At 72.2% G+C, this 23,376-nt stretch carries 23 protein-coding genes and 6 pseudogenes; 16 read left to right on the top strand and 13 right to left on the bottom strand.

What is annotated here, in order from left to right; translation table 11 throughout:
- Nucleotides 1–62: 62 nt before the first annotated feature.
- Nucleotides 63–653 carry a transglutaminase family protein gene (locus ABZ079_RS16565; protein WP_356940144.1) on the top strand — a complete coding sequence of 197 codons (591 nt, stop codon included), beginning with the start codon at nt 63–65 and terminating at the stop codon, nt 651–653.
- 10 nt (nt 654–663) lie between these two features.
- A complete protein-coding gene (locus tag ABZ079_RS16560) occupies nt 664–1,374 on the top strand; it encodes a phenylalanine--tRNA ligase beta subunit-related protein (RefSeq protein WP_356940143.1) in 711 nt (236 codons plus the stop codon).
- A gap of 823 nt (nt 1,375–2,197) precedes the next feature.
- On the opposite strand, the gene ABZ079_RS16555 is transcribed toward ABZ079_RS16560, so the two are convergent.
- Nucleotides 2,198–2,926, bottom strand: a complete 729-nt coding sequence (locus tag ABZ079_RS16555) for a lysophospholipid acyltransferase family protein (RefSeq protein WP_356940142.1) — start codon at nt 2,924–2,926, stop codon at nt 2,198–2,200.
- A gap of 191 nt (nt 2,927–3,117) precedes the next feature.
- Nucleotides 3,118–3,283, bottom strand: a pseudogene (locus ABZ079_RS16550) (DUF4395 domain-containing protein); the annotation flags it as partial.
- 110 nt (nt 3,284–3,393) lie between these two features.
- On the opposite strand from ABZ079_RS16550, the gene ABZ079_RS16545 reads away from it, so the two are divergent.
- From ABZ079_RS16545 to ABZ079_RS16525, 5 genes are all read left to right on the top strand, one after another.
- The gene (locus ABZ079_RS16545) at nt 3,394–3,753 is read left to right on the top strand and encodes a thioredoxin family protein (RefSeq protein ID WP_356940141.1); all 360 of its coding nucleotides are present in this window, start codon (nt 3,394–3,396) and stop codon (nt 3,751–3,753) included.
- A 241-nt stretch (nt 3,754–3,994) separates the two neighbouring features.
- A complete protein-coding gene (locus ABZ079_RS16540; RefSeq protein ID WP_356940140.1) occupies nt 3,995–4,504 on the top strand; it encodes a flavin reductase family protein in 510 nt (169 codons plus the stop codon).
- A gap of 217 nt (nt 4,505–4,721) precedes the next feature.
- Nucleotides 4,722–5,507, top strand: coding sequence for an electron transfer flavoprotein subunit beta/FixA family protein (locus ABZ079_RS16535; RefSeq protein WP_356940139.1), 786 nt, complete (start codon nt 4,722–4,724; stop codon nt 5,505–5,507).
- Between the two features lie 53 nt (nt 5,508–5,560).
- Nucleotides 5,561–6,523 (top strand): electron transfer flavoprotein subunit alpha/FixB family protein, encoded by a 963-nt coding sequence (locus ABZ079_RS16530; RefSeq protein WP_356940138.1) that lies wholly within the window; start codon nt 5,561–5,563, stop codon nt 6,521–6,523.
- 205 nt (nt 6,524–6,728) lie between these two features.
- Nucleotides 6,729–8,027 (top strand): aldolase, encoded by a 1,299-nt coding sequence (locus ABZ079_RS16525; RefSeq protein WP_356940137.1) that lies wholly within the window; start codon nt 6,729–6,731, stop codon nt 8,025–8,027.
- Nucleotides 8,028–8,522: 495 nt separating this feature from the next.
- Here the strand turns inward: ABZ079_RS16525 and ABZ079_RS16520 are convergent, their stop codons facing one another.
- Nucleotides 8,523–9,572, bottom strand: a complete 1,050-nt coding sequence (locus ABZ079_RS16520; RefSeq protein ID WP_356940136.1) for a LacI family DNA-binding transcriptional regulator — start codon at nt 9,570–9,572, stop codon at nt 8,523–8,525.
- A gap of 213 nt (nt 9,573–9,785) precedes the next feature.
- On the opposite strand from ABZ079_RS16520, the gene ABZ079_RS16515 reads away from it, so the two are divergent.
- On the top strand, nt 9,786–10,739 hold the full coding sequence (locus tag ABZ079_RS16515; protein ID WP_356940135.1) for an ROK family protein: 954 nt from the start codon (nt 9,786–9,788) through the stop codon (nt 10,737–10,739).
- Between the two features lie 3 nt (nt 10,740–10,742).
- Here ABZ079_RS16515 and ABZ079_RS16510 read toward each other — a convergent pair.
- Both ABZ079_RS16510 and ABZ079_RS16505 read right to left on the bottom strand, forming a co-directional pair.
- Nucleotides 10,743–10,934: pseudogene (locus ABZ079_RS16510) on the bottom strand (NPCBM/NEW2 domain-containing protein); the annotation flags it as partial.
- Nucleotides 10,928–11,295: pseudogene (locus ABZ079_RS16505) on the bottom strand (hypothetical protein). The pseudogenes ABZ079_RS16510 and ABZ079_RS16505, both read right to left, overlap by 7 nt.
- 171 nt (nt 11,296–11,466) lie before the next feature.
- On the opposite strand from ABZ079_RS16505, the gene ABZ079_RS16500 reads away from it, so the two are divergent.
- Entirely contained in the window at nt 11,467–11,658 is a 192-nt protein-coding gene (locus ABZ079_RS16500) for a hypothetical protein (protein WP_356940134.1), read from the top strand.
- 142 nt (nt 11,659–11,800) lie between these two features.
- Nucleotides 11,801–12,844, top strand: a complete 1,044-nt coding sequence (locus tag ABZ079_RS16495; protein ID WP_356940133.1) for an NUDIX domain-containing protein — start codon at nt 11,801–11,803, stop codon at nt 12,842–12,844.
- Between the two features lie 23 nt (nt 12,845–12,867).
- Here ABZ079_RS16495 and ABZ079_RS16490 read toward each other — a convergent pair whose 3' ends face one another.
- Both ABZ079_RS16490 and ABZ079_RS16485 read right to left on the bottom strand, forming a co-directional pair.
- Complete coding sequence (locus tag ABZ079_RS16490) at nt 12,868–13,572, bottom strand: MBL fold metallo-hydrolase (RefSeq protein ID WP_356940132.1); 705 nt, start codon at nt 13,570–13,572, stop codon at nt 12,868–12,870.
- A 61-nt stretch (nt 13,573–13,633) separates the two neighbouring features.
- Complete coding sequence (locus ABZ079_RS16485) at nt 13,634–14,989, bottom strand: dipeptidase (protein WP_356940131.1); 1,356 nt, start codon at nt 14,987–14,989, stop codon at nt 13,634–13,636.
- 132 nt (nt 14,990–15,121) lie between these two features.
- On the opposite strand from ABZ079_RS16485, the gene ABZ079_RS16480 reads away from it, so the two are divergent.
- The gene (locus ABZ079_RS16480) at nt 15,122–16,363 is read left to right on the top strand and encodes a geranylgeranyl reductase family protein (RefSeq protein WP_356940130.1); all 1,242 of its coding nucleotides are present in this window, start codon (nt 15,122–15,124) and stop codon (nt 16,361–16,363) included.
- Here the strand turns inward: ABZ079_RS16480 and ABZ079_RS16475 are convergent.
- Nucleotides 16,353–16,805, bottom strand: coding sequence for a nitroreductase family deazaflavin-dependent oxidoreductase (locus ABZ079_RS16475; RefSeq protein WP_356940129.1), 453 nt, complete (start codon nt 16,803–16,805; stop codon nt 16,353–16,355). The two genes, ABZ079_RS16480 and ABZ079_RS16475, sit on opposite strands and share 11 nt — an antisense overlap.
- Nucleotides 16,806–16,970: 165 nt before the next feature.
- On the opposite strand from ABZ079_RS16475, the gene ABZ079_RS16470 reads away from it, so the two are divergent.
- The 3 genes and pseudogenes from ABZ079_RS16470 (at nt 16,971) to ABZ079_RS16460 (ending at nt 18,503) form a co-directional block, all read left to right on the top strand.
- Complete coding sequence (locus ABZ079_RS16470; RefSeq protein WP_356940128.1) at nt 16,971–17,663, top strand: TetR/AcrR family transcriptional regulator; 693 nt, start codon at nt 16,971–16,973, stop codon at nt 17,661–17,663.
- Between the two features lie 2 nt (nt 17,664–17,665).
- A pseudogene (locus ABZ079_RS16465) lies at nt 17,666–17,844 on the top strand (sensor histidine kinase); the annotation flags it as partial.
- Nucleotides 17,841–18,503 (top strand): annotated as a pseudogene (locus ABZ079_RS16460) (response regulator transcription factor). The pseudogenes ABZ079_RS16465 and ABZ079_RS16460, both read left to right, overlap by 4 nt.
- On the opposite strand, the gene ABZ079_RS16455 reads toward ABZ079_RS16460, so the two are convergent.
- Complete coding sequence (locus ABZ079_RS16455; RefSeq protein WP_356940127.1) at nt 18,464–18,748, bottom strand: DUF6332 family protein; 285 nt, start codon at nt 18,746–18,748, stop codon at nt 18,464–18,466. The pseudogene ABZ079_RS16460 and the gene ABZ079_RS16455 overlap by 40 nt on opposite strands.
- A gap of 69 nt (nt 18,749–18,817) precedes the next feature.
- Nucleotides 18,818–20,308: an MFS transporter gene (locus ABZ079_RS16450; RefSeq protein ID WP_356940126.1), complete on the bottom strand. Its 1,491-nt coding sequence runs from the start codon at nt 20,306–20,308 to the stop codon at nt 18,818–18,820.
- A gap of 85 nt (nt 20,309–20,393) precedes the next feature.
- Here ABZ079_RS16450 and ABZ079_RS16445 point away from each other — a divergent pair, with 85 nt between their 5' ends.
- Nucleotides 20,394–20,792, top strand: coding sequence for a MarR family transcriptional regulator (locus ABZ079_RS16445; RefSeq protein ID WP_356940125.1), 399 nt, complete (start codon nt 20,394–20,396; stop codon nt 20,790–20,792).
- A 7-nt stretch (nt 20,793–20,799) separates the two neighbouring features.
- On the opposite strand, the gene ABZ079_RS16440 is transcribed toward ABZ079_RS16445, so the two are convergent.
- Complete coding sequence (locus tag ABZ079_RS16440; protein ID WP_356940124.1) at nt 20,800–21,540, bottom strand: maleylpyruvate isomerase family mycothiol-dependent enzyme; 741 nt, start codon at nt 21,538–21,540, stop codon at nt 20,800–20,802.
- Nucleotides 21,541–21,659: 119 nt separating this feature from the next.
- Nucleotides 21,660–21,881 (bottom strand): annotated as a pseudogene (locus tag ABZ079_RS16435) (MFS transporter); the annotation flags it as partial.
- A 224-nt stretch (nt 21,882–22,105) separates the two neighbouring features.
- On the opposite strand from ABZ079_RS16435, the gene ABZ079_RS16430 reads away from it, so the two are divergent.
- Nucleotides 22,106–22,501 (top strand): luciferase family protein, encoded by a 396-nt coding sequence (locus tag ABZ079_RS16430; RefSeq protein WP_356940123.1) that lies wholly within the window; start codon nt 22,106–22,108, stop codon nt 22,499–22,501.
- A gap of 48 nt (nt 22,502–22,549) precedes the next feature.
- Here ABZ079_RS16430 and ABZ079_RS16425 read toward each other — a convergent pair whose 3' ends face one another.
- Nucleotides 22,550–23,329, bottom strand: a complete 780-nt coding sequence (locus ABZ079_RS16425; RefSeq protein WP_356940122.1) for a DeoR/GlpR family DNA-binding transcription regulator — start codon at nt 23,327–23,329, stop codon at nt 22,550–22,552.
- Between the last annotated feature and the right edge of the window lie 47 nt (nt 23,330–23,376).

Raw genomic sequence — 23,376 nt, 5'->3', positions numbered from 1 at the left:
GATATGCGGTCACCCGAAAGATTATTGACGTTCGGGTGATCGCATTCCTATGCTCTGCCGGCATGGAGCTGATCCAGCACACCGCCGATCTGTCCGCCTACCTGGCCGCCGACGATGCCATCGACCATCACCATCCCTTGGTCCGGGGGGCGGCCGCCCGACTGACTGAGGGTGTGGCCAACTCGTATGAGTATGCGCGCGCCGCATTCGAATTCGTTCGGGACGCCATCCCGCACTCCCAGGACTGCGGTGACCTCCGCGTCACCTGGCGCGCCTCCGACGTGCTGACGCTGGGCACCGGTATCTGCTACGCCAAGGCCCATGCCCTGGTCGCCCTGTTGCGGGCCGAGGACATCCCGGCCGCCCTGTGCTACCAGCGCCTCTGTGACGATGAGGGCGGGCATGTGGTCCACGGCCTGGTCGCCGTCCGCTTCAACGGTGCCTGGCACCGCCAGGACCCCCGCGGCAACAAGCCCGGCGTGGACGCGCAGTTCTCCCTGGAGGGCGAACGGCTGGCCTGGAGTCCCGACCCGGCGTGCAATGAGCTGGACTATCCAGTCCTGTATGCTGAACCGCACCCGGCCGTCCTCGGGGTCCTGAAGGCGGCCCCGGACCGACCGCACCTGTGGAAGATGCTCCCCGACGCACTCTGAGGCGAGGCAGATGACCTTCACGCTCACCGTGTCCGACGAGGTCCGTGCCCTCGCGCCCGGCTTCACCCATGTCGCGATCGAGGCGTACGACCTCGTCAACGGGCCCAGCACGGAAGCGAGTTCGGCCCTGCTGGACGAGGCCGCCCGCCGTCTCGCCGCCCGCCTCGGCGGACGCGCTCCGCACGAGGACCCACACCTGTCCGCCTGGCGGGAGATGTACACCGCCTTCGGCGCCAAGCCGTCGCGCACCCGCAACTCGGCCGAGGCGCTGGCCAAGCGGGCCCTGTCCGACGCCGGACTGCCCCGGATCAACCTGCTCGTGGACCTGTACAACGCCGTCAGCGTCGCCCGCCTGATTCCCGTCGGAGGCGAGGACATCGACCGCGTCCGAGGCGGGATGCGGCTGGTGCGCGCCACGGGCGAGGAGGTCTTCGTGACGGTCGCCGGCGGCGCGGAGGCGATCGAACACCCCGAGCCCGGTGAGGTGGTGTGGTGCGACGACGCCGGCGTGACCTGCCGCCGCTGGAACTGGCGCCAGGGTCCACGCACCCGGCTCACCGAGGACACGGTCTCCGGCATCTTCCTGCTGGAGACCCTCGCGCCGGTGCCGGTCGCCGAGGCGGAGGACGCGGGCGCCGAACTCGCCGAACTGCTCGAGAAGTTCAGTCCTGGGGCGCGGGTCGAGGTACACGCTCCGGCAACGGCTGGGACCCCCGCCTGACCGGCGGGCCGTCGCACTCGCTCATCTCCCGCCCATGAGTGACGGGGAGCAGCGGAGAACGAGACCACCGCAGCGGAGGGCGAGATCAGCGGTCCTGAGCCCGCCGGCCCGGAGGGCGTTGCTCGTCCAGCGGGCGGCGGGGGACCGGCCGTGAGTCCGGGGGCCCGGAGGGTAGAGCTGGTTCCGCGGGGACGGGGGCACCGCTGCCGGGTCCCTGGGCCGGGAAGGCGCCGCCGGTTCGGCCGGGGGGCGCGCAACCTGCCGAGCGTGCCGGTCGGCTGGCGTGGCTGCGGAAGCATCGGCTGCTCGCCTCCGCCGTGGCGCTGGCCTTGGCAACGGCCCCGACAGGCCGCACACTCGGGCGCGGGCACGCGTCGTCTACGCGGTCGCCGGGGCGTACCACCGGGCCGACGTGCCGCCCGGCGCGGCACCGGTCAGCGCAGCGGGAACCGGGAGTCGCCGCACGAGCCGATGAGAAGTGTGTGGTCCCCCTGGCCCTCGAAGCGCAGGCTGCAGCCGTAGTCGCCCAGCCCGGGGTGCGACGCCGGGTCGGTCTACGTGAAGTGGCCGCCGACGGCGGCCAGTTGCCGCACCGCACCGGCGGCAGCGCCCTGTCGCACGTGGTGCGCACCGGCCACCAGTCCTTGACGTACGGCGCGGCGATCCAGCCGCCGGGCCCCAGGACGGCCACCGCCGCCACCGCCGCCTTCATACAGCGCCGCATCGACACGCCTCCGCAGCGCAGCCGTTCCACGGGACCACGGGTTCTTCCCGTTACTACCGCGAACCCTGCCGGCCGCCGTACGGCGCCCCGCGCGCGGTGTCAGTGCGCTTCGGCCGCGCGCAGCTGCTCCGCCGTCGGCGCCGAGCCACCGAGGTGCGTGGGTAGCCACCAGGTGTCCTCCGGGCCCTTGGGGCGGCCCGGGTAGGCGCGCTGCGCCGCCTCCAGCAACTCGTGGACGCGACCGCGCAGCCGGCGGGTGATGGCGCCGGCGTACTGGTCGCGGGGTGCATCGACCGCCTCGCCGACGCGGATCGTGACGGGCAGGTGGCTGCGCTTGAAGTTGCGGGGGTGGCCCTTCGTCCACAGCCGCTGCGTGCCCCACACCGCCATCGGGATCAGCGGGACACCCGCCTCCTGGGCGAGCCGGGCCGCGCCGGACTTGAAGCTCTTCAGCGTGAAGGACTGCGAGATCGTCGCCTCCGGGAACACCCCGATGACCTCGCCGGAGCGCAGCGAGTCCAGCGCGTGGGCGTAGGCCGCCTCGCCCTGCTTGCGGTCCACCGGGATGTGCTTCATACCGCGCATCAGCGGGCCGGAGACCTTGTGCCGGAAGACGGCCTCCTTGGCCATGAAGCGCACCAGTCGCTTCTGCGGCAGGGCCGCCAGGCCGTTGAAGACGAAGTCCAGGTAGCTGATGTGATTGCTCACGAGCACGGCGCCGCCCGAGCGTGGGATGTTCTCCGAACCCTTGCAGTCGATCTTGAGGTCCCAGACCTTGAACAGCGTCTGGGCGAAACCGATGACGGGACGGTAGACCAGCTCTGCCATGGGCGGGGTGGGCCCTTTCTGCTCTGCTCGGGAAAGGGGGATCCCGGCGGGGAAGTTACGCGGCCGTAGGTTTACGGCGTCTCGCAGATCGTGCCCGAAGAACGGACGGGTAGCCAGTCCTGGTGCCCTGTGGCGGCGAGATCCTCGTCACGTCGGCCTACATTCCACCTGGGATATGCAAGCCCCCTTTGCTCCACCCGTACCATTGCCCTCTTCGCGAGCAGGGACATCCCGCACCCGAGGCAGTATCCGAAGGCCGCGTTGAGGACAGACCCAGCCCCGCGAACGGCAGCCCACCGCCAGCGCGAAGCGCGGTGGCCGCGGCGCCTCGAACTCCGTCGGCGGACCGTTCCGTGGCGGAAACTCGGCCGGAAGGCGGGAATGGTCGCAGTCTGATGAGTGCTTGTGCAGATGATGACAGGAGTGGGGGCGCACGTCGCGGTGTTCGCCGTGGCGAGCGCCCGCGAGTGCCGTACAACCGGCGGAGCGGGAGGGTGCGGGTGCGCGGGCGGGACGACGGCAAGCGGCTCGGAGCGGCCGAGCTGGGCGGTGAACTCGGCGAGCGGGCCACCCTCGTCCAGTTCTCCAGCGCCTTCTGTGCGCCCTGCCGGGCCACGCGGCGCGTCCTCGGCGAGGTCGCCGGAATGGTCCCCGGTGTGACCCACATCGAGATCGACGCCGAGGCCCGTCTGGACCTCGTACGCGAACTGGAGATCCTGAAGACGCCCACCGTGCTGGTGCTCGACGCCGAAGGCCGGGTGGTGCGGCGCGCCGTCGGACAGCCACGCAAGGCCGACGTCATCGGGGCACTCGGGGAGGCGGTCTGAGGGAGCCTCAGGACGCGGTGCGGGCTTTCCCGGATCCCGGACCGCACTTGACTGTGCGCACCGCCTATCGTCAGTCTGACCCTATGCCGACCGAAATCCTTCTCCACGGGCGGGTCCGTGTTGACCTCGCCCGCACCGCGAGCGCGCGCTGTCCGAGGTGGTGAGCAGCCACGGATCCTCCCCGCTCCCGGCCCGGTCGAGCGAGGGCCCCACATGCCCCCCTCGGCAGAAGGACAACTCCATGACGGCCACGTCCCAACTCGGAACCCCTCAGCTCGCTTCCCCCGACCTGCTGCGCTCCACCTTCCGCCGGCATGCCGCCGGTGTGGCGGTGATCACCGCGCGTGGTGATTCCGGCCCGGTCGGTTTCACCGCCACCTCCCTCACCTCCGTCTCCGTGGAGCCGCCGCTGGTCTCCTTCGGGATCGGTGTGGGCGCCTCCAGCTGGCCCGCGATAGCCGAGACCGACCATGTCGGCGTGCACGTCCTCGGTGAGCACCAGAGCGAGCTGGCCGCCACCTTCGCCCGCAGCGGTGCCGACCGCTTCGGTCCGCCGACCGCCTGGCGCGAGGGCCCGGAGGGCGTACCGGTGCTCGACGGTGTGCTCGCCTGGCTGGTGTGCCGGATCGTCGGGCGCGTGCCGGCCGGTGACCACCGGATCGTGCTCGCCGAGGTCGTACTCGGTGACCCCTCGGGCTCCGGCCGGCCCCTCCTCTACCACCAGGGGCGCTTCAACGGCCTGCGGGATTGATCACGGCGCCCTCTTCTGCGAAGCGGTCGAGTTCCGGTTACGCTGCGTTGCAAAGGTCACAGTTCAAAGCGCTTGCTTAGCGGGCGTGAACTGGGTGTACTGACGAGTAATGTTTCGGTCGGAGCGCGCGGACGCCCCGATCGGGATCGGCCGCTTCAGGCGCCTATGCTGCCTGCAAGAGGCAGCCCGGAAATGACGATGCAGTAGGAGAGCCGGCGTGAGCTTGAGGATCGTTGTCACTGTGAAGTACGTGCCCGACGCCACTGGCGACCGGCACTTCGCCGATGACCTGACCGTCGACCGCGACGACGTGGACGGTCTGCTCTCCGAGCTGGACGAGTATGCGGTCGAGCAGGCGCTGCAGATCGCGGAGGACGCGGACGACGCCGAGGTGACCGTCCTGACGGTCGGCCCCGAGGACGCCAAGGACGCGCTTCGCAAGGCCCTGTCGATGGGTGCCGACAAGGGCATCCACGTCGAGGACGACGACCTGCACGGCACCGACGCCATCGGCACCTCCCTGGTGCTGGCCAAGGCGATCGAGAAGGCCGGATACGACCTGGTCATCTCCGGCATGGCCTCCACCGACGGCACCATGGGCGTCGTACCGGCGCTGGTCGCCGAGCGTCTGGGCGTCCCGCAGGTCACCCTGCTGTCCGAGGTGTCGGTCGAGGACGGCACGGTCAAGGGCCGCCGCGACGGCGACGCCGCCTCCGAGCAGCTCGAGGCGCAGCTCCCGGCCGTCGTCTCCGTCACCGACCAGTCGGGCGAGGCGCGCTACCCGTCCTTCAAGGGCATCATGGCGGCCAAGAAGAAGCCGGTGGAGTCCTGGGACCTTTCCGACCTGGACATCGACGCCGAGGAGGTCGGGCTCGACGGCGCGTTCACGAAGGTCGAGACCGCGACCGAGCGTCCGGCCCGCACGGCCGGCACGATCGTCAAGGACGAGGGCGAGGGCGGCAAGCAGCTCGCTGAGTTCCTCGCGAGCCAGAAGTTCATCTAACGGCTCGCCCCCGCTGACCGCCCCTCAACTTCGTTACGCAGGAGAGCATTCCCATGGCTGAAGTCCTCGTCTATGTCGACCACGTGGACGGTGCCGTCCGCAAGCCCACCCTGGAGCTGCTGACCCTGGCCCGCCGCATCGGCGAGCCCGTCGCCGTCGCGCTCGGCAACGGCGCCGCCGACACCGCCGCGACGCTCGCCGAGCACGGCGCGGTGAAGGTCCTCACCGACGACGCGTCCGAGTACGCGGAGTACCTGGTCGTGCCGAAGGTGGACGCCCTGCAGGCCGCCCACGAGGCCGTCTCCCCGGCCGCCGTACTGGTTCCGTCCTCCGCCGAGGGCAAGGAGATCGCCGCCCGCCTGGCGCTGCGCATCGGCTCCGGCATCATCACCGACGCCGTCGACCTGGAGGCCGGTGACGAGGGCCCGGTGGCCACCCAGTCGGTGTTCGCCGCGTCGTTCACCACCAAGTCGCGTGTCATCAAGGGCACCCCGGTCATCACGGTCAAGCCGAACTCGGCCGCCGTCGAGGCCGCCCCGGCCGCAGGCAGCGTCGAGGCCCTCTCCGTGACCTTCTCGGACAAGGCCACCGGCACGAAGATCACCGGCCGCACCCCGCGTGAGTCGACGGGCCGCCCGGAGCTGACCGAGGCCGCGATCGTGGTCTCCGGTGGCCGTGGCGTCAACGGCGCGGAGAACTTCTCGATCATCGAGGCGCTGGCCGACTCCCTCGGTGCGGCCGTCGGTGCCTCGCGTGCCGCCGTCGACGCCGGCTGGTACCCGCACACCAACCAGGTCGGCCAGACCGGTAAGTCGGTCTCGCCGCAGCTGTACATCGCCAACGGCATCTCCGGCGCCATCCAGCACCGCGCCGGTATGCAGACCTCCAAGACGATCGTGGCCGTCAACAAGGACGCCGAGGCCCCGATCTTCGAGCTGGTCGACTTCGGCGTGGTCGGCGACCTCTTCGACGTCGTCCCGCAGCTGACCGAGGAGGTCAAGGCCCGCAAGGGCTGAGCCTCCTCCAGGCCCCACGAGGCCCCCGTGACCGCGCCGGTCACGGGGGCCTCGGTGCATCCTGGAGGCGTCCCGGCGGGGGCCGGCCGGTGCCCCACGGGCTGGCGACCGGCGCCGTGGAAGGTGTTGACCAGCGGGAAGAGCCCCGGATAACTTCATTCTACGGATTGTTGATTCCGTACAGCGGAAAATTGGAGGGCGTGGGATGGGTCAGCAGGAGAAGGTGGCGACGAGCCTCGCGGGTGCCGTCAGCGAGGAGATCAGCGCCTCCCTCGCAGCGGTCGACGCGGAGCTGGAGCGCCGCTACCCCGGGGACCCCGGCACCCGGCAGCCCGTCCACACCGTCTACGTCCCCGGTGACGCCTTCGCCACCGACACCCTCCGCTCCTGGGGCGACCAGGCCCTCGCCGCCCTCGACGAACACGCCCCGAACGCGGCCTCGTTCGCGGCCGTACTCGGCCTCTCCGACGGCCTCGCCGAGCCGGTCTACTCCCGTGTCCGCGCCAAGCTGGAGCGCGAGCCCATCGAGGACCTGCGCGTCGACTTCGAGGACGGCTACGGCCCCCGCCCGGACGCCGAGGAGGACGAGGCGGCGGCCCGCGCGGCCCGCCTGATCGCCGAGGCGTACAGGAACGGCACGGCGGCGCCGTACATGGGCATCCGCATGAAGTGCATGGAGGCCGCGGTACGCGACCGGGGCATCCGTACCCTCGACGTCTTCCTCACCGGGCTGATGGAGGCCGGCGGCCTGCCCGAGGGCCTCGTCCTCACGCTGCCGAAGGTGACGTACCCCGAACAGGTGAGCGCCTTCGTCCGCCTCCTGGAGGCCTTCGAGAAGGCCTACGGCCTGGACGGCGGCCGCCTCGGCTTCGAGATCCAGATCGAGACCAGCCAGTCCATCCTCGCCACCGACGGCACCGCCACCGTCGCCCGCATGATCCAGGCCGCCGAGGGCCGCGCCACCGGACTGCACTACGGCACCTTCGACTACAGCGCCTGCCTCGGCGTCTCCGCCGCCTACCAGGCCAGCGACCACCCGGCCGCCGACCACGCCAAGGCGATCATGCAGGTCGCCGCGGCGGGCACCGGCGTCCGGGTCTCCGACGGCTCGACGAACGTCCTCCCCGTCGGCCCGACGGCCAAGGTCCACGATGCCTGGCGCCTGCACTACGGCCTCACGCGGCGCGCGCTGGCCCGCGCCTACTACCAGGGCTGGGACATGCACCCCGGTCACATTCCCACCCGCTACGCGGCCGTCTTCGCCTTCTACCGCGAGGGCTTCGAACAGGCCGCGGGCCGCCTCGCCCGCTACGCCAACCGTGCGGGCGGTCACGTCATGGACGAGCCCGCCACCGCCAAGGCCCTCAGCGGCTATCTGCTGCGCGGCCTGGACTGCGGCGCCCTCGACACCGCCGAGGTCGCCCGTCTGACCGGTCTGACCCGCACCGACCTGGAAGGCTTCGCGGCGCCCCGCCGTGGCGACCTGACGGCCTCCGCGAAGTAGCGGGCCGGCCACGCCCCGCCCGAGGGCTCACCCCACTACCCCCCCGCCACCGCCCCCCGTGCTCCGCACGCCACTCATCGGCGGGCGAGACCGACAGGGGACCGGGGCAGCGGTGTGCCGGCTGAAGACCGGCGACACGGCAGCGGCAACACCGGGGTGTACGTCGGCGGCGTCTCCAGCGGGAGCGGTGACGGCAACGCACCGATGCCCGGACCGCCGGTCTGCCGACTGGCATCCGCGCGGTGGCGCGACCGCTCGACGCGGACACCCAGCCCGTGCGGCCGACGTGCGCGCACGCCCGCGTCGGCTCCGGTCACCCGCGTTCGCACCGTCGGGATGGGCCGCCGAATACGAACTCGGCCGACGCGGACGTCGTTGAGCGGGCGAGGTGGAAGAGTCGACGGCGGGCACCGCTGCCCGGTCGGCGCCCACGAGGCGCTCCAGCGGCGGCATCCGGTCGCTGCGGCAGCCCGGAGTCGGCCGGCCCCGCGCGGCTCAGTCGGCCGGCGGCAGCTCTCCCGAGCCGCGCGTGATCAGCCGGGTCGGCAGCTCGATGCGCTCCGGTGTGACGAGGGAGCCGTCCAGCTGGCGGAAGAGCCGCTCGGCGGCGGTCCGGCCGAGGGCGGCCGCGTCCTGTGCGACGACCGTGACGCCCGGCTGCAGGAGATCGGCCAGTTCGATGTCGTCGAAGCCGACGAGGGCGACCGGGCGGGACTGCTCGGCGAGGACGCGGACCACGGTGACCGTCACCCGGTTGTTGCCGGTGAAGATCGCGGTGACGGGGTCGGGCACGGAGAGCATCTCCTCCGCCGCCCGGCGCACCCGCTCCGGATTCGTCGCCCCGAGGGACATCCAGCGTTCCTCGATCGGTATCCCCGCGTCCTCCATGGCCGTCCGGTAGCCCCGCAGCCGCTCGGCCGCGGTGTGGATCCGGGGCATGTCGCCGATGAACCCGATCCGCCGGTGCCCGTGCGCGATCAGATGGGCCACGCCGTCGCGGGCACCGCCGAAGTTGTCGGACAGCACCACGTCGGCGTCGATCCGCCCGGCCGGACGGTCCACGAACACGGTCGCCACGCCCGCCCTGATCTCCGGCTCCAGATAGCGGTGGTCGTCCCCGGCCGGGATGACCACCAGGCCGTCCACGCGCCGCGCGCACAGGGCCAGCGCCAGCTCCTGCTCACGCTCCGGGTCCTCCGCGCTGGAACCGTTGATCAGCAGCGCGCCGTGGGCGCGGGCCACCTCCTCGACCGCGCGGCTGAGGGGGCCGTAGAACGGGTCCGCGAGGTCCTCGAGGACCAGGCCGATGCTCGCGGTGCGGCCCTTGCGCAGCACCCGGGCGCTGTCGTTGCGGCGGAAGCCGAGGGCGTCGATCGCCTCCTGGACGCGGCGCTCGGTGTCCGGGGTGACACCGGGCTCGCCGTTGACCACGCGGGAGACCGTCTTGAGGCCGACTCCGGCCCGTGCCGCCACGTCCTTCATCGTCGGGCGGTTGCCGTAGCGGGTCCCGGGGTGGCGGTCTGCACGGCGGGTGGTCTCGGGCACGATGCGCTGTCCTGTCCTGTTGTCCGTGTGCTCCCATGGGGATGATGCGGGTTCCATGGGCTTGTATGACGATGTGGCGTCGAGCATAGAGCCTGGACAACGTTGTCAGAAGCGAGAGAGACTGTCCACCGCTTGTCTCCGGCCTGCGCCCCCACCGCTTGACCGGCCTGCCTTTTCTGGTTCTCGAGCTTTCGACGGGGAGATCTGACTCTGATGCACACCGACCTGGTGGCGGCCCTGGACATCGGCGGCACCAAGATCGCCGGCGCACTGGTGGCCGGCGACGGACGGATCCTGGCGCGGGCCCAGCGCGCCACGCCCGCTCAGCACGATGGCGAAACGGTCATGCGGGCCGTCGAGGGGGTGCTCGGCGACCTCGCCGGGTCGCCCCTGTGGGGACGTGCCGGCTCGATCGGCATCGGCAGCGCGGGCCCGGTGGACGCCTCGGCGGGGACCGTCAGCCCGGTGAACGTGCCGGGCTGGCGTGACTTCCCGCTGGTCGAGCGGGTGCGCGCGGCCACCGGGGGTCTCCCGGTCGAGCTGATCGGCGACGGCGTCGCGATCACGGCGGCCGAGCACTGGCAGGGTGCCGCCCGCGGCCACGACAACGCGCTGTGCATGGTGGTCTCCACGGGCGTCGGTGGCGGCCTCGTCCTGGACGGGCAACTGCGCCCAGGCCCGACCGGCAACGCCGGCCACATCGGCCACATCAGCGTCGACCTCGACGGCGACCCCTGCCCGTGCGGCTCGCGCGGCTGTGTGGAGCGCATCGCCAGCGGACCCAACATCGCCCGCCGGGCCCTGGAGCAAGGCTGGCGGCCGGGCCCCGACGGCGACACCTCGGCCGCCGCGGTGGCCGCCGCCGCCCGCCAGGGCGACCCGGTCGCCGTGGCCTCCTTCGGGCGGGCCGCCCAGGCGCTGGCCGCCGGCATCGCGGCCACCGCGACCCTGGCCGAGATCGACATCGCGGTGATCGGTGGGGGCGTCGGCAAGGCCGGCGACATCCTCTTCGCACCCCTGCGCAAGGCGCTCACCGCCTACGCGACCCTGTCCTTCGTGCGGCGGCTGACGGTCGTGCCCGCGCAGATGGGCACCGACGCGGGTCTGGTCGGCGCCGCCGCGGCCGCGCTGGCCCGCAGACCGGACGCGACCCCGGCGACCCTGTAGTACTCAGCGGCTCAGGCGTGCGTCCGCCCGGTCCGCGTGGTCCGAGTCGATGCCGTCTCCGCCGTCGGTGACGACGAGCCGGTCCACCTGGACGCCGCCGATGTCGGCGGTGACCGGCTGGCCCGGCTGCGCGTTGGTCAGCACACCGGTGGAGGCGGCCTTCGTGCCGTCTGCAACAAGCGAACTGCTCACGCTGACTCCTCGTCCCGGCGGAACTCGTGCACGACCTCGATCCGGCCGACGATGTGGGCGTTGGATTCCTCCAGTTCCTCCGCCGCGGCCCGCAGTTCGAGGATCGCCCGCCCGCCCGCCGGACCGGATAGCGGCCGAGGAACTCCGCGTCGACCTGGAAGCGGGTCACGAAACCCGCGCCGTCGTGCTTGACGTTCCAGTCCCGGGCGATCCGGATCGCATAGTCCTCGTTGAGGACCGGATAGAAGATCGGCTGCTCCGGCAGCCGGGGCGGCCACGCCCGCCACCCGAGGTCGCGGACCAGCTCCAGTTCCCTGGGGCCCGTCGGGCGCCACAGGGTCGTGGTGGAGCGGGGGCCGGTCATGGCTGTGCCTTCCTGGGCGGTCACGGCGATACCGCGGGTTACCGCGGTGCAGGCTCCGGACGACACCCGCGGCCTGATCGTCGGGTCACGGAAGTCCCCCGTCCTCGCCCGTCCCGAGCCGAACCGCGGTGATCCGCGTGACCCCCGGCCGCTTCCGCAGTTGATCAGCGCATGAAGAAGCGCAGCATGCTCGCCATCGCCACCCTCGCCACCGGATTCGTCGTGGCCGCCATCACGCCGTCCCACCCCGCGGAGGCCGGGACCCTCGGCGACCGCAACGTCGCGGACACCCTCGACACCGCCGGTCAGCTCCTCAGCCACGACAAGTCCTCCGTCGACGACAAGGTTCTCGGGCAGGAGTAGACCCGACGGCGTACGGCGTGTGTGCCGGTGTCCCCGCCCAGGGGGCACCGGCACTGCCGTATCGGCGCCCTCACCGGGGCGGGGTTTCCGTGGCAGGGTGGAGCGGGCAAGCCACAGGGGGCCAACAGAAGAGGGGGAGTCCGTGACCGTCGTCTGGATCAACGGCGCGTTCGGTGCGGGGAAGACCACCACCGCACGGGAACTGATCGAACTGATCCCGAACAGCACGCTCTTCGACCCCGAGGTCGTCGGCGCGGCGCTCACGCACCTGCTGCCGGCCAAACGCCTGGCCGAGGTCGGTGACCTCCAGGACCTGCCGATGTGGCGCCGGCTCGTGGTCGACACGGCGGCCGGGATGCTCGCCGAGCTGGGCGGCACCCTCGTGGTGCCCATGACCCTGCTCCGCCAGGAGTACCGCGACGAGATCTTCGGTGGTCTCGCCGCCCGCAGAATCCGCGTGCACCACATGCTCCTCGCCCCGGCCGAAACGATCCTGCGCGCGCGCATGGCCGATCGGGAGGTCCCACCGGACCTGCCCGACGGCGACCTGCGGGTACGCCAGTGGGCGTACGACCACATCGAGCCCTACCGCTCCGCCCTCGCCTCCTGGCTCACCGCCGACGCCCACCTCGTGGACACCAGCGCCCTCACCCCGTACGAGACCGCCGCGCACATCGCCGAGTCCGTCGGCAGCGGTGCCGTACCCGCCTGTGACATCGTGCAGACCCCCGAGCCGACCGCCGAGACCCTCGCCGCCGGGGTTCTGCTCTTCGACGAGCAGGACCGGGTGCTCCTCGTGGACCCCACCTACAAGCCCGGCTGGGAGTTCCCCGGCGGTGTGGTGGAGCGCGGTGAGGCCCCGGCCCGGGCCGGCATGCGCGAGGTCGCCGAGGAGACCGGGATACAGCTGCGGGAGGTGCCCCGGCTGCTCGTCGTGGACTGGGAGCGGCCCGCGCCGCCCGGCTTCGGCGGGCTGCGGCTGCTGTTCGACGGCGGCCGGCTGGAACCCGGCGAGGCGTCCAGGGTGCTGCTGCCGGGGCCGGAGCTGCGGGCCTGGCGCTTCGCCACCGAGCAGGAGGCCGCCGGGATGCTCCCACCGGTCCGCTACGAGCGGCTCCGCTGGGCCCTGCGGGCCCGCGAGCGGGGGACCGCGCTCTATCTGGAGGCCGGTGTGCCGCTCGGCTGACCTGCCGGGGCGAGGCGGCGCGGTCAGGGTGCGGCCGTCGCGCTGCGAAGAACGGCTGCGGCATCGCCCATCACCGGGTCGCCGTGCCCGAAGCAGGCCACCTCCGCGTCGAGTTCCGCCAACCGGCCGACCGAGGCGAGGAGTCGGGGGCGATCGAGGTTGAACACCCCGGGCATCACCGACCCGTCGACCGGTGAGGCCGCCACCGTGTCCCCGGTGAACAGCACGCCCTCGGCGGGCAGGAACAGCGCGATACTGCCGTCCGTGTGGCCGGGGACGTGGAGCACCCGGGCGCCGCCGCCGAAGTCCAGCACGTCGCCGTCCGACAGGCCGGTGACCACGGCCGGGGGGAAGGGCGTGCCCTTGGGCAGGTGCCTGGCCGCCTCCGCGTGGACCGGCAGCTCCCACTCCTCGAAGCGCGGCGGCGGACCCGGGAGTTCACCGATGACGAACGGCGCGTCCAGCTGGTGCGCCAGCACCTCCGCCCCGCTCAGGGCGGCCAACTCGCCCGCCCCGCCCGCGTGGTCCTCGTGGAAATGGGTCAGCACGATCCGCCGTACGTCCTCGGGGGCGCGCCCCAACGCCGTGACCGCCTGAGCGATCGCCCGGCCGGCGCCGAGCGCGCCCGCGTCGATCAGCGTCAGCTCGTCGTCGTCCCGCCAGAGATAGGCCTGGCCGACCGGGAAGCGAAGGAGGTGGAGGCGGGGGAGCAGTGCGATGACGTCCATGCGCCGACCGTAGGCGGTGCCCCGCCAGGAGACGAGGCCCCTCTGCCATCGGCAGAAGGAGTCAGCCCGCCGCGTAGTTGCGCAGGAAGTGCGCCTCGGCGACCGACAGCCGCTCCAGCTCCTCGGGCGACACGCTCTCGTCGACCGCGTGGATCTGCGCCTCCGGCTCGCTCAGGCCGATGAGCAGGATCTCCGCCTGCGGATACAGGCCGGCGAGCGTGTTGCACAGCGGGATGGAGCCGCCCTGACCGGCGTACTGCATCGTCTCGCCCGGGTAGGCCACCGCCATCGCGTCGGCCATCGCCTGGTAGGCCGGGCTGGAGGTGTCGGCGCGGAACGCCTGGCCCTGGCCGGTCTGCTCGGTGGTGACCCGGGCGCCCCACGGGGTGTGCGCCTCGAGGTGCGCCTGCAGCAGCTTGGTCGCCTCCACCGCGTCCACGCCCGGCGGCACCCGCAGGCTGATCAGAGCGCGGGCGGTGGACTGCACGGAGGGGGTGGCGCCGACGACCGGCGGGCAGTCGATGCCGAGGACGGTGACCGCCGGGCGGGCCCAGATCCGGTCGGCGACCGAGCCGTCACCGATCAGCTCGACGCCGTCCAGCACCTTGGCGTCCGTACGGAACTGCTCCTCGGTGTACTCCAGACCGTCCCACTTCGCCGTGGCGTCCAGCCCGTCGACCGTGGTCGAGCCGTCCTCGGCGCGCAGCGAGTCGAGGACGCGGATCAGCGCGGCGAGCGCGTCCGGGGCGGCACCGCCGAACTGGCCGGAGTGCAGGTTGCCGCCCAGGGTGTCGAGTTGCACCCGGACCAGGGTCATGCCGCGCAGGGTGGTCGTGACCGTCGGCAGGCCGACACGGAAGTTGCCCGCGTCGCCGATGACGATCGTGTCGGCCGCCAGCAGCTCGGGGTGCTCCTCGGCGTACCGCTCCAGGCCGCCCGTGCCCTGCTCCTCCGAGCCCTCCACGATCACCTTCACGTGCACCGGGACGCCGCCGTTCGCCTTCAGGGCGCGCAGTGCGAGCAGGTGCATGATCAGGCCGCCCTTGCAGTCGGCGGTCCCGCGGCCGTACCAGCGGCCGTCGCGCTCGGTCAGTTCGAACGGCGGGGTGGTCCAGCCGGCCTCGTCCAGCGGCGGCTGCACGTCGTAGTGTGCGTAGAGGAGAACCGTTTTCGCGCCCTCCGGACCCGGCAGGTGGCCGTACACCGACTGCGTGCCGTCCGGGGTGTCCAGCAGGGCCACGTCGACGAAGCCCTCGGCGCGCAGCGCGTCGGCGATCCAGCTCGCGGCGGCCTCGCTCTCGCTCTTCGGGAACTGCGCGAAGTCCGCCACCGACTTGAAGGCGACCAGCTCGGTCAGCTCCGCCTTCGCCCGGGGCAGCAGCGAGGCTACGGTCTCGGCGACCGGATTCGACGACATGGGCACGCTCCTCGTGGGTGCGACGTTGAACAGGGTGAGTACCCCCGATACTCCCACAGCGGCCTGCGACGACGGCCGCCGTAGGATGCGAGGGACACCACGGCAGCGGCTTGATCGGAGCGGTAGACCATCGTGAGCGGCGAGAACTCTTCGGCGGACGACGTGCAGCGGGTGTGGGACGTCGTCGTGGTGGGCGCGGGACCCGCGGGGGCCTCGGCCGCCTATGCGGCGGCGGTCGCGGGGCGGCGCGTGCTGTTGCTGGAGAAGGCCGAGCTGCCCCGCTACAAAACATGTGGCGGCGGCATCATCGGACCCTCGCGTGACGCGCTGCCGCCCGGCTTCGAACTGCCCTTCCGGGACCGGGTGCACGCGGTCACCTTCTCGAACAACGGCCGCTTCACCCGCACCCGCCGCTCCAAGCAGATGCTGTTCGGGCTGATCAACCGGCCCGAGTTCGACCAGCAGCTGGTCGAGCACGCCCAGAAGGCGGGTGCCGAACTGCGTACCGGCGTCACGGTGCAGCGGGTCGAGCAGCACGGCTCGGCGGTGCCGGACCGGCGCACGGTCGCGGTCGTCCTGCAGGGCGGGGAGACGGTGCTGGCCCGCGCGGTCGTCGGCGCCGACGGGAGTGCCAGCCGCATAGGAGCCCACGTCGGTGTGAAGCTGGACCAGGTGGACCTCGGCCTGGAGGCGGAGATCCCGGTGCCGGAGCCGGTCGCCACGGACTGGAAGGGGCGGGTCCTGATCGACTGGGGCCCGATGCCCGGCAGTTACGGCTGGGTGTTCCCGAAGGGTGACACGCTGACAGTCGGGGTGATCTCCGCGCGCGGTGAAGGCGCCGCCACCAAGCGCTACTTGGAGGACTTCATCGCCCGCCTCGGCCTGGCCGGCTTCGAACCGGCCATCTCCTCCGGCCACTTGACCCGCTGCCGCGCCGACGACTCGCCGCTCTCCCGCGGCCGGGTGCTGGTCTGCGGGGACGCGGCCGGCCTGCTGGAGCCGTGGACCCGTGAGGGCATCTCCTTCGCGCTGCGTTCCGGCCGGCTGGCGGGGGAGTGGGCGGTCCGCATCGCCGAGGCCCACGACGCCGTCGACACCCGGCGCCAGGCCCTGAACTACGCGTTCGCGATCAAGGCGGGACTCGGCGTCGAGATGAGCGTCGGCAAGCGGATGCTGGCCGCGTTCGAGAAGCGTCCCGGGTTCTTCCACGCGGCCCTCACCGGCTTCCGTCCGGCGTGGCGGGTGTTCAGGGACATCACGCGGGGCTCTACCTCGCTGGGTGAGATCGTCCGTGCCCACCCACTCGCCCAGCGCGCCCTGACCGCACTGGACCGGGGGCAGGCCGCCCCGGCGGAGGAGCCCGTCAGTTCGTGACGGTGATCCGGAAGACGGGGTGGTCGCCGGCGCAGGCGACGATCTCCTCGTCGGAGGACTCGGCGGTGACCCCGTCGAAGTACTGGTTGACCTCCCAGCCCCACTTCTCCAGGTAGGTCCGCAGGACGGGGAGCTTCTCGGCGTCGGGAAGCTCCACCGCGGTGAAGGTGCGCACCTTGCGCCCGATGCGTAGTTCGCCGCCACCGGCAGCCCGCATGTTGCGCACCCACTGGGAGTGACCGCGCGCCGAGACCAGGTACTGCCCGCCGCCATAGATGTGCGGGTTGACCGGGACGCGCTGCATCTTGCCGCTCTTGCGGCCGGGCACGGACATCTCGGCGGCGCCCGCGAGGCTGAGTCCGTGCCGGGCGAGCCAGCCGATCATGCTGTTCACACGGACGGTCAGCGGGCTGGCTTTGAGGTAGTACGAAGACGCCGGCATGGTGACCTCCATGATTCGGGAGAGCGGTGCTCTCGCTCGATCTTCAGTGTGGAGCAGACGGGTGCTCCATAGCAAGAGCGGCGCTCTCCTTTTTGTGCGCCGCTCACTTTTCGGGGCGCAGCTCACCATCGTGTGCACCGCTCTCGGTCGTGGCACACTGCTGGTATGAGCACCGCACAGGGCGCCCGCGCGCGGGCCAGGGCCGAAGTCACCGCGGCCATCAAGGAGGCCGCCCGCAGGCAGCTGGCGGCCGAAGGCGCGGCCAAGCTCTCGCTGCGGGCCGTCGCCCGCGAGCTGGGCATGGTGTCGTCGGCCGTGTACCGCTACTTCCCGAGCCGTGACGAGCTGCTGACCGCGCTGATCATCGACGCCTACGACTCCCTCGGGGAGGCGGCGGAGCAGGCGCGGGACACCGCATCCGACGCCGCGCCCGTGGAGCGCTGGACGGCCGTCTGCGAGGCGGTGCGCGGCTGGGCGCTCTCCCACCCGCACGAGTACGCGCTGATCTACGGCTCGCCCGTGCCCGGCTACTCCGCCCCCGAGACCACCGTCCGGGCCGCGTCCCGCGTCGGCCTGGTCCTCATCGGTATCGTCCGCGACGCCCACCAGGGCCCCGGGCTCACCGCACCGCCGCTCCCCACCGACCTGCTCCCCGAGGCCGAGCGGATGGCCGCCGACCTCGCTCCCGAGCTGCCGCCCGCGGTGGCCGCGCCGCTGGTGGCGGCCTGGGCGCAGCTGTTCGGGCTGATCGGATTCGAACTGTTCGGGCAGTTCAACCGGGTGGTGGAGGACCGTGAACCGTTCTTCCGGCACGCGGTCGCGCAGCTGGCGGGCGGGGTGGGTCTGGGACGGGCCTGAGTCGCGTCGACGACGACGACCCCGTGACCGGCGCGGACGCCGGGGGTGGCGGGAACGGGCTGGCCCCGGCATGCGGGAGGGGGCGGCCGCGCTGGGTGGCGCCATCGAGGCGGGCCCGCGCCCGGACGGCGGTTTCCGGGTGCTCGCCGTACCGCCGACGGACCTCAGGGGGGACCGGTGATCCGGGTACTGCTCGCCGACGACCAGTCTCTGGTGCGGGCCGGTTTCAGGGCGCTGCTCGACGCCCAGCCGGACATCGGGGTGGCCGGAGAGGCGGCCGACGGGGAGGAGGCGCTGCGGCTGGTACGCGAACTCCGGCCGGACGCCGTGCTGATGGACATCCGCATGCCCCGTCCTTGACGGCCAGGCCGCGACCCGGCGCATCACCGGGAACGCGGAGACGAAGGACGTGAAGGTGGTCATGCTCACCACCTTCGAACTGGACGAGTACGTCTTCGAGGCGATCCGCGCGGACGCCTCCGGGTTCCTGGTGAAGGGCACCCAGCCCGACGAACTCGTGCGCGCCGTACGGGCGGTGGTCGAGGGTGACGCGCTGCTGTCGCCGGGCGTCACCCGCCGCCTGATCGCCGAGTTCGCGGCCCGCTCCGAGGAGCCGGCCGCCGCCGACGCGCTCTCCCGGCTCACCGAGCGGGAGCGGAGGTGAAGCGCTGGTCGGCATCGGCCTCCCGAACGAGGAGATCGCCCGCCGCCTGGTGGCCAGCCCACTCACGGCCAAAACCCATGTGAGCCGCACAATGGTGAAACCGGGCATCCGCGACCGCGCAACTCGTCGCGCTGGCCTATGAGTCGTGGCTGGTACGGCCGGGCTGGCTGGGCTGAGCCGCACGCCGGAAGCGCACCAGCACGCTCACCACCCGGGCCGCGAAGACCACCGGAGCGACCGTCAGCCCGAGCCGCAGCGACAGGGTCCGGAGTAGCGGCGGAAGATCGAAGAGGAGCGCGGGGCCGGCAACGGCCCCGAACAGCACGGCCGCGGCGAAGGCGGCGCTGACCAGCGCATATCCGATCTCCACCGTGGCCGCGTCCTGCTCGGCCTTGTTGCGTCGGCCCCCATGCTCGTCCATCCGGCCAGTGTCACAGCCTGCGCCCGGCGGGGCAACAACTCCCGCCGGGCGCAGGTGGAGGCGTACCCCCTAGTCGCGGACCGCCACGCGCTCCGCGTACGCCTCCTCCACGGTGGACCCGGCGACCACGATCGACGGCTGGGTACGACGGCCCCGGAGCCCGGTGAGGGTGATCAGCAGGCCGGCCAGGGCGACGCACGTGACGACCGCGAACCCGGGCCGGTAGCTGTCGAGAACGGCCTGCGGGGTGGCGTGGACGGGAGCGGCCGCTGTCACCACGGCCGTCACGACGGCCAGGAAGATCGCCCCGCCCACCTGCACCGAGGTGTTGAGCAGCCCGGAGACCATGCCCTGTTCGTGGTCCTCGACGCCGTTGGTGGCCTGGATGTTGAGCGAGGGGAAGACCAGTGCGCAGGCCGCGCCGATCAGCAGCATCGACGGCAGGATGACGGCCGCGTACACCGGGTCCAGGTCGACGCGCAGGAACAGCGCGTACCCGAGGACCATCAGCGCGAAGCCGGTCGCGATCAACCGCGGGGTGCCGAACCGGTCGACGATCGCGCCGACCTTGGTCGAGGACACCGCCACCAGCGCGCCCGCCGGCAGGAACGCGAGCGCCGTGTGCAGCGCCGACCAGCCGAGCAGCGACTGCATGTAGAGCGTGGTCAGGAACTGGAAACCGACGTACGACCCGAAGAAGGCCACCGCGCCGAGCTGGGCCCGGACCTGGCTGCCCGACCGCAGCACCCCAAGCCGGATCAGCGGGCTCGGGGCGCGCCGCTCGACCAGGACGAAGACGGTCAGCAGCACGGCGACGGCCAGGAAGGACAGCAGTGTGCGGGCCGAGACCCAGCCCGCCTCGGGTGCCTGGACGACGGTGAAGACCAGCAGCAGCATCGACGCGGTGCCCAGGACGGCGCCGGGAATGTCGTAGCCGTCATGGTTCTCCTCGCGGGCGCTGTGCGGCAGCAGCCTGAGGCCGGCCGCGAGGGCCATCAGCGCGATCGGTGCGGGCAGCAGCATCGTGAGGCGCCAGCTGGCCTCGGTGAGCAGACCGGACAGCACCAGGCCCATGGAGAAGCCGGTGGCCGCGCAGGTGGTGTAGATGGAGAGCGCGCGGTTGCGCAACGGGCCCTCGGGGAACGTGGTGGTGATGATCGACAGGCCCGCCGGCGCGGTGAAGGCCGCGCTCAGGCCCTTGATGAAGCGGCTGGCGATCAGCAGCGGGCCCGAGTCCACGAGCCCGCCGAGCAGCGAGGCGAGTGCGAAGACGCCGAGCGCCACCAGGAATACCCGGCGCCGGCCGAGCAGGTCGGCGGTGCGGCCGCCGAGGAGGAGCAGCCCGCCGTATCCCAGGATGTAGCCGCTGACGATCCATTGCAGCGTCGACGTGGACAGGTGGAGATCGGAGCCGATGGACGGCAGCGCGACGCCGACCATCGACACGTCCAGCGCATCCAGGAACATCGCGGCGCACAGCACCAGCAGGGTGCCCCACAGCCGGGGAGTCCAGCGAACAGCGGAGGACGGCGCCGCGGGGGTGGTGAGCGGAGAGGTCATGCCGACGACACTACATGCGCACGCATCCAATGCAAATGCATTTAATTACGATGCAACAAACCGTGTTCTCTGCTACGGTGCGCTCATGGCGGCGAAGAAGGCCGAGCAGGCACTCGTGGAGCAATGGCGGGACATCCTGGCCCTGCACGCCCGCACCCAGTGCGAGCTGGACCGGGCGCTGCACGGACACGGCCTGTGTGCCAGCGACTTCGAGGTCCTCGACCTGCTGTCCGAGGGAACGGCGGCCGACGGCGGCTGCGCCTATCGCGTGCAGGAGATCTCCGACCGGGTCCATCTCAGTCAGAGCGCGCTGTCCCGGCTCATCGGCCGCCTGGAGAAGGACGGCCTCGTCGAGCGGGCCATGTGCTCCGAGGATCGGCGCGGGGTGCGCGTGGCCCTCACGGCGAAGGGGCGCGCGCTGCACGGCGAGGTGCGGCCGGTGCAGCGCGCGGTGTTGTCCCGGATGCTGGACGAGATCGATTGACCGGGCGTCAGATCACGGACGTGTCCCGCCACAGGTCGGCGAGAGAGCGATCACCGGTCACGCTCGGCACCGGCGCCCGGTTCCACAGCGCCAGGTACAACTGGTCGGCGGGGCCGGACAGTTCGGCCTCGGCCTCCCCGGCCGCCTCCCGCACGGTCACCGGCGGCTCGGAGGTGAGCCGTACGGTCCACACCGCGTCCGCCCCCGCGTCCACCGCCCGCACGCGCAGCACGCGCGGCTCCTCGGTGCGGACCCGGCTCCTGGAGCGGGCGTGGAAGCCGCGCAGCAACTCGTCGATGCCGTCCGCCGCGAAGTCCGGTGCGATCGGGGAGGCCGTACCGCCGCGCGCCGCCTCCGCGTCGTAGCGGTGCACGGTCGTCTCGTGTGCCTGCCGCCGGGTCCAGAACGCCAGCGGTGAGGGGCTGGACTCCGGAAGGAAGGTCCAGCACTCCACGTCGGCCGGCGCATCGGCCAGGGTGTCGACCAGGAGGCGGTGGCTGTCCCGGTACCAGGCCACCAGCTCGGCGCCGTCCAGGTCCGGCGGATCGCCCAGGGGCCGGGGCGCGGTGTGCGCGTCGGCGACGAACGCGGCGGCCCACCGGTGCACCGCCCCGGTGTGCCGCAGCAGGTCGCGCACCTGCCACTCCGGGCAGGTCGGCACCTTGGCGTCGGGTCCGGCCTCCGCGGCGGCCGCGGCCAGCGACCGGCCCTCCCGGTCCAGGGTCTTGAGCAACTCGGCAGTCTCCATAGGGTGAGTGTGCCGGATGGAGTGCGCTCCAGGGAGGGCTGTTCGCCGGCGCCCCGTGGCAGTACACCACCGGCGTGTACGGGAACGTCCTCGGCGCGTAGGGCACCGAGCATGTCCGTGCCGGCGATCACGGTACGTGCCCGGCCGAGGCGCGCCAGCGGAGCCGACCCCGTCAGCCGGCCGATGGTCATGGCCAGCGCGAAAGACGCGTACCCGGCGGCCGCCGTGCCCGAGGACGCGGCCAGGTCCTGCCGGAGGTGGAGCGCACCCCAGTCGGCCATGGCGCCTTCGCCGTAGGCGGTGCACAACGCGACCAGTCCGAAGACGACGACCACGCCCCGAGGTGGGGTCTCAGGACCGTTGACTGTCAGGGCGGTTCCCGGTCCGGGCCCCGGCGGGCCGAGGACTTGTTTCCCGCGAGCGCCGTCGGACTTCGGCCGCAGGGAAGGACTTGCCTGTTCGGAGGGTGTACGCGTCTGTGGGCCGGGAGTCCGTGGCGGATACAGGTCGGTTAATGCTGGCCCACGAGCTGGTTGCGGGCGGGTGAGCGCGCCATGATGGGCCCATGACGTTGGCCTCGCGCGCGCTCGCGCAACTGGCGACCTGGCCGGACCTGAGACAGGCCGTCCCGAGCTGCGGCCTGGGAGAGGCGGTGAGTTCGGCCCAGGGCGAGATCGCCCACTTCCACTCGGGCCGGGATGTCGACCTACGGCTGACCGACCGGGCCATCCGGCGGTTCGCCAAGGACCTCAAGGACTCGGGGGCGATCCGGATCGTGCCCGGCTCACAGTGGGTGACCCTGCGCCTCGACGCCGCGAGCGACGTCGACCTGCTGCTGACCCTGGTGAGCGTGGCGCTTCAGGCCCAGCAGAGCTGGCCTGACCCCGCCGACCGGCCCTTGGCCGGCTGCAACGATCAGCGGGGCGCGGGGTTCGTGAAGGCGGACCTCGGCGCGTTCTGAGGCTGCCGTCACACCATCAGGGCCAAGGCGCTCTGAGGCCGCCGGGCGTCACACCGCCAGGACCCGGACGCCCGCGTCCTCGAAGCGGCGCACCGTCTCCTGCCCCACCGCCGTGTCCGTCACCAGCGTGTTCACCAGCTCCGCCCCGCAGATCCGGGCGAACGCCCGCTGGCCCAGCTTGCTGGAGTCGGCGGCGACCACCACCCGCTCGGCGCGCTCGCACAGCAGCCGGTTGATCGCGGCCTCCGCCTCGTCGTGCGCCGCCGCGCCGTGCGTGACGTCGAAGGCGACGACCCCCAGTACCGCCACATCCAGCGTGATCTGGCCGAGCACCCCGTCCGCGAGCGGACCGATGAGTTCGTACGACTGCGGACGCGCCACCCCGCCCGTCACCACGATCTTGAACTGGGGCCGTACGGCAAGCTCGTTGGCGATGTTGAGCGCGTTGGTGACGACGGTCAGCGCCGGCGAGGCCGTGGACAGGTCGCCGCGTACGGCGAGCGCGCGGGCCACCTCCGTCGTGGTCGTACCACCGGTCAGTCCCACCGCCTCACCCGGTGCGACGAGGTCGGCCACCGCCTTGGCGATGCGCTGCTTCTCGGAGGCGCGGCGGGCCGTCTTGTAGCGCAGGGGGAGTTCGTACGACACCCCGTGCACCACCGCTCCGCCCCGGGTGCGCACCAGCATCTGCTGTTCGGCGAGCTGGTCGAAGTCCCGCCGGATCGTGGCCGCCGACACCTGCAGCTCGGTGGCCGCCTCCTCGACATCCAGCCGGCCGCGCTCGACGAGCAGTTCCAGCAGCGCCTTCCAGCGGGCGTCCCGGGACATCCGCGGCCTCCGTTCTCCGGTCGGTCTCCGAACGCTCTCCGATCATC

This window comes from Streptomyces sp. NPDC006314, assembly GCF_040613075.1.
Lineage (GTDB): Bacteria > Actinomycetota > Actinomycetes > Streptomycetales > Streptomycetaceae > Streptomyces.
This window is presented reverse-complemented; position numbering and strand designations above follow the sequence as displayed.